The sequence below is a fragment of the Candidatus Margulisiibacteriota bacterium genome, from assembly GCA_028706105.1.
Classification (GTDB): domain Bacteria; phylum Margulisbacteria; class Riflemargulisbacteria; order GWF2-35-9; family DYQY01; genus DYQY01.
On sequence record JAQWCF010000102.1, the window covers coordinates 1 to 5,466 of the forward strand.

At 34.3% G+C, this 5,466-nt stretch carries 5 protein-coding genes; 2 read left to right on the forward strand and 3 right to left on the reverse strand.

Annotated features, from left to right (window positions below; translation table 11 throughout):
* Positions 1-1,098 (forward strand): phosphoribosyltransferase family protein (locus PHF25_08565; protein ID MDD4528065.1); only part of this gene is annotated, 1,098 nt, incomplete at its 5' end.
* 49 nt (positions 1,099-1,147) lie between these two features.
* Positions 1,148-2,581, forward strand: a complete 1,434-nt coding sequence (gene pyk, locus PHF25_08570) for a pyruvate kinase (protein MDD4528066.1) — start codon at positions 1,148-1,150, stop codon at positions 2,579-2,581.
* Here the strand turns inward: pyk and PHF25_08575 are convergent.
* The 3 genes from PHF25_08575 to PHF25_08585 form a co-directional block, all read right to left on the reverse strand.
* A complete protein-coding gene (locus PHF25_08575; protein ID MDD4528067.1) occupies positions 2,578-3,309 on the reverse strand; it encodes a hypothetical protein in 732 nt (243 codons plus the stop codon). The genes pyk and PHF25_08575 overlap by 4 nt on opposite strands.
* A 51-nt stretch (positions 3,310-3,360) precedes the next feature.
* Positions 3,361-4,929: a glycogen/starch synthase gene (locus PHF25_08580; protein ID MDD4528068.1), complete on the reverse strand. Its 1,569-nt coding sequence runs from the start codon at positions 4,927-4,929 to the stop codon at positions 3,361-3,363.
* 292 nt (positions 4,930-5,221) lie between these two features.
* Positions 5,222-5,395, reverse strand: a complete 174-nt coding sequence (locus tag PHF25_08585) for a hypothetical protein (protein ID MDD4528069.1) — start codon at positions 5,393-5,395, stop codon at positions 5,222-5,224.
* Positions 5,396-5,466: the final 71 nt, after the last annotated feature.

Consider the following 5,466-nt stretch of genomic DNA (forward strand, 5'->3'; position numbering starts at 1 on the left):
ATCGCTGCACATTTCAATAGAAAAGGTGTAACCAAGGTTATTGGTATTGCAGACAAGGGGTTAATATTTGCAGAACTAATTGCACATCAGCTTGGGCTGCCTCTGGTCGTTGCAGGCGAAGGGCATAAAATGCCAGGACAAATGCTGTCAGTTGATATTACTCATGATGACAACAAGATTAAGTACCTTCAAATATTTAGAGGTGTTATTTCTGCTGATTACGAAGTATATGGCGTTGTTGATGAAATTACCACCTCAGGAGAAACATTATATGACACCATAAAAACTTTAGAAGATTATCGAAGTAGCAACAAGTCCTGTGGTGCCACATGTTCATTCATCTCAAACGTAAGTGCAATAAATCCAAATTATGATGCTGCTTTTGCAGAAAATGTGCATGTTTCTGCTTATCTTTTTCAAAATGAAACTATTCACCCCTCACGCACCCCAATAAGCTCTCCTCTTATAACTCCACCTAACTATTTATCATTTAGTACAGATGAGCTAAAAAAAGAAATACTTGTCTATATTAACAAACTAAGGGGTAGTATTTTATGGACAAACTTTGACCATATACTTGCTAATCAGCAACTAATGAACTCCGCTTGCGACTACATGATTGAGCCTTATAGAAACCAAAAAATAGATAAAGTTGTTTCTCTAGCTGTGCGTGGGTTTCACTTCGGAGCACTTATTGCAAAGAAACTTGGAGCAGGCATAGTCCTAGCAGAAAAAAGAGAGAAAATATTAAGTGATGACATCGAAAGCAAAATATACGGAATGGAATACGCAGAACAACTTGAAATGGCTATCAGAAAAGGATTAATTAAACCAGGCGACAGAATTCTTATTATTGATGACATTCTGGCAACGGGAGGCACCTTAAATGCGACTATTGAGCTTGTAGAAAGATTTGGTGCAACGGTTGTAGGCGCAAGCTGTTTAATAAAAATAAACCATGTTTTTGAAGACAAAAATTTTGGTAACAAAGTAGATAACAATAAATATCAAATCACAACTCCTTTAGAATTCAGTAAACAAGAACTAGAAGAAAAAGAAAAAGAGCATAAACAAAGAATAAGAACGTTTATTAAATAGCAAATAGCTATTACACAAATAATGCCACTCTGCTATTATAAGTAGTGATATGAAAAATATTCAAAAACCCAATAGTACAAAAATTGTAATAACTGTCGGTCCAGCTACTGACAGCAGAGAAATGCTAACCAGATTAATTGATGCTGGCGTCGATGTTTTCAGGGTTAACACTTCACATGGAAACATTGATAAACACCTTGAAACCATCAACCTTATCAGGACAATTTCTAACGAAAAAAACTGTAACATTCCCGTAATGGTTGACCTTCAGGGACCTAAAATTCGCCTGGGAGAATTTAGTCCACCTTTATTACTTGAGGATGGACAAGAAATAATCTTATCAACAGCAGAAAAAACTGAAAAGACACACATCCCTGTTGATTACAAAAACATAACTAACGATGTAAAAATCAATGATGATATTTTTATTAATGATGGAAAAGTTAGACTTCGTGCCATATCTATTGAATATGACAGGATCGTTTGCAGGGTTATCAACGGAGGTGAAATATCCTCACGTAAAGGAATAAATCTTCCTGGAGCAGAAGTCAGCACTCCTGCCATCACAGAAAGAGATAAGCAATTTATGGAATTTGCAGTAAAAAACGATGTTTCTTATCTAGCTCTTTCATTTGTAAGATCAGAAGAAGATATTATAGAGGCTAAACAAATACTCAAAAACCTTGGAAAGAGTATTCCTATTATTGCAAAAATCGAAAAACCACAAGCTCTCGATAGAATTGATGCAATCATTAAAGAAGCTGATGGCATAATGGTTGCAAGAGGAGACCTTGGAATTGAATTATCTCCAGAAAAGGTTCCGCTTGCTCAAAAAATGATAGTTAAGAAAGCAAATATAGCCCAAAAACCAGTAATTATTGCAACTCAGATGTTGGAATCCATGATAAATGACCCTATTCCAACAAGAGCAGAAGCTAATGATGTTGCAAATTCTATTCTTGATGGAGCCGATGCTATTATGCTTTCTGGTGAAACATCCATTGGAAAATTTCCTATTCAAGCAGTCGCTATTATGGAAAAAATTGCTGCTGAAATTGAACAAAGTACCTTATATTACGAATTATTAAAAAACATGCTAATTGACCCGAAGGATAGAAGTATAACAACTAATCAAGACATCATTATTTCCAGCTTATTTAATGATTTAGACATTAAAGCAGTGGTAGCTATTACTGAGAGCGGATATACTGCCTCTGTTCTTTCTACTGCCAAAATACGTTTTCCAATTATTGCTCTTAGCAACCACCTAGAACTATGTAAGGCGTTAAGTTTACTTTGGGGAATATTGCCAGTATTTCACGATATAACTAATATAAACTTAGAGGAAGATGGCATTGCAAAATTATCAGGAATTCTTACTTCCAATACCTTTCTTAATAAAGGCGATCAAGTACTTTTTGTGGCGGGACTACCTTACTTAAATAGCGAAAAAACAACTAAGATGAGGTTGTTTACTCTTTAATCTTTTGTTTCTGATTTAACATACAACCAACTATCAGGGTTATCTGTTTTTATATGTTCTAAGTTTTCATATTCTCTTCTCTCTTTTACCCTTAAGTCATCACTTTCAGGTTGATGTCTTAAAAAATAACCCCCTTCTTTTAGATAACTAAACGTCTCATCTGCAAAAAAAGCTGTTTTCTTATATAAACTACTTACACAAATAACAGCATCATAACTTTCTTGCTCAAACAATGATTTATGTAAATCATCCAAAAGATCCGATCTAATAAGCTCGACACAATTATTAAATTTTTTAAAATATTCTTTATTGGAAAGTTCATAAAATAAACCATCATAATTCCAACCGACACCAACAACTATATTTTTATCACTCAACTTTTGTTTTATTTCATCTAGATTGCCCTGATCAATAGATACTGCTGAAATTTTTAAACTCCAAGCATCTAACCAAACATTAAATGATATATCATGTGAATCTCTAATCGAGTTCGAGATATATATCTCTTTTAAAATTCCAAACAACATCGCTTGAATCAATTTAACTTCATCAATTAAAGTTCCGGCCAAAAACAATTTAATCTCTTTAACATTTGCATTATTAAATGACTGATTAACCCTATCAAACAAATGTTTTTCTAAAAGCTTGTAGTCTGCATTCAACCTAGGTTCATTTCCTGAACAGACATTTAATATATTTACACTACAAGAAACTAACTTTGTTTTCACAATAATCAACCCTTTGCATAAAATTTTACAATAATTAAACTTTAAACAAAATTACTTGGAAAAACTTTGAGTTACAGGTCCTTTAAGTTCTCCATTTTTTATTTTCAAAGCAATATCCAGATACTTAACCGCATTAGGTTGCCATCTTGAATCAAATCTCATAGCCTGCTTCACTATTTCTTGTTTATGTTCCTCGTCTTTTAATATATACGAGGCTCTGTGCATAGCATGTGCTATGGAATGCGGATTCACCCCATCAAACATGAAGAAACCATTACCAGTTCGAGTGTTTAAGCTATAGTTAATGATTGAGTCAGCGATACCGCCTGTTGGAGTTCCAATAACTGCAGTTCCTAATCGCATACATTCTAACTGAAACAAACCACATGGCTCAAATCTTGATGGCATCAAAGCCACATCTGAACCCGCTAGTATAGGGAATCTATTATCAGGCTTAAAGCCATAATCCACATTAATCCGATCCGGAAAATCATTTTTTAACCATCTTAGCTGTTCTTCAACTGCTGAGTCTCCTGAGCCTAAGGCTACAAAATAAGCATTGTTATTGCTAAGGAACTCTCTTACTCCATCGACCAGACAATCTGTTCCTTTTTGCCATGTTAGTCTGCCTATAAACGAAAAAACAGGCAATCCTGGTTCATAATGCATTTTACAATAGTCTTCTATTAAATATCTTTTATTTTCTTCTCTTGCTTTCCGAAAACCTTCTTTCCCATAGTTTCTATGCAAATTTTTATTAGTTTCTGGATTCCACTCTTCTTGATTTATTCCATTCATGATTCCAAAAAATCTTCCCATAGAATGCAACCTTTTAAAGTCTCCGTACAGGCCAAAACTCATTTTTTCTGAAAGTAATTCCAACGCATGATTGGGACTCACAGTAGTAACTGCATCAGCTGTATTAATACCCATCCTTAAAAAACTATATCCACCATAAAACTCACCATAATGTTTTAAGTCCTGTAATCCTGATTTTTCTAAAGCGAACATATCATACGTCCCATTATAGGCAACATTGTGCACTGTAAACATTGTTCCAATAGACTTAACCATAGGATTGCCCTGAGCAAACAAAGCTCTCAATCCAAAAGCAGGACCAACATGCCAGTCATGCCCATGTAAAATATTTGGACACCAATCTTTCTCTCCGGTACGAATAACGTGTTCCCAAACAGCTCTCGAAAAAACTGAAAACCGATCGTCATTATCTAAAAAATCTTTACCATGCTCATCGTGATAAATACTCCCTCCTCTTTCAAAAAACCAAGGAATTCTAAAAACATAGGCAGGATTACTGGTCTTTGGAAGATTACCAAACAAAACATCTACATCAACATCCTGTCCATAATGATTAAGACGAAAACTATCTACTTTTTGATAGTTTCCACTATTTAGCAATTTAGTATAACCTGGGACTGCGATCCTAACATCTGCTCCTAAATCTTGAAATGCTGAAGACATGTCATCGACCGCACCTCCTAAACCTCCCGTGGCAATAGACTTAACCTCTGAGGTAACTGATAAAATTCTTAAATCTTTATACTCTTTTTCATAGGTTGCGGTTGCTACATTCACTACTGATACTACTTTTAAATTCATAAAAAACCTTTCTTATTACTAATCTTTATTATTTATTTATCGAATTTATCTAATGAATATTGCAACAATTTTCTGCGTTGTTTTGAACTACAGCTTTTAATGAGCCTTAGTCAAGCTATAAAATCCCTTTATTTGGGCTTTAATCTTTTTCTGAGTTTTAATTGATGAATCAAAATAGTGCCTCCAGGACTGTTTTAATCTTAACTAGTAAAAACTCAATAGTCCTTCGTTACAATTTAAATAAGTTTGTTCAAGACACTTGCTATGTGTGTTTTTATTAATTAAACAACAACTATCTGTTATGCCCTGTTCCGTCATCACAAGGACCATCTTTGTCAGTAAACTTAGCCATTTCTGCATCTTGTACCTTTGTGCAAGGAGACATCTTTTCACTACAACACATTGGAATTTCTTGATTATCTTCTGAATATTTCTCCAGCCCACAGACACTACATCCGTATTTCATTTACATCCTCCTTATAATTTAACAGTTTAGCCATCGTAACCCATTTCAATATTATCCGGCAATTCACTATT

Bases quoted from the DNA above. Each gene is read 5' to 3' on its own strand.
- PHF25_08585 (MDD4528069.1), bottom strand. From the start codon at position 5,395: ATGAAATACGGATGTAGTGTCTGTGGGCTGGAGAAATATTCAGAAGAT.
- PHF25_08580 (MDD4528068.1), bottom strand. From the start codon at position 4,929: ATGAATTTAAAAGTAGTATCAGTAGTGAATGTAGCAACCGCAACCTAT.
- pyk (MDD4528066.1), top strand. From the start codon at position 1,148: ATGAAAAATATTCAAAAACCCAATAGTACAAAAATTGTAATAACTGTC.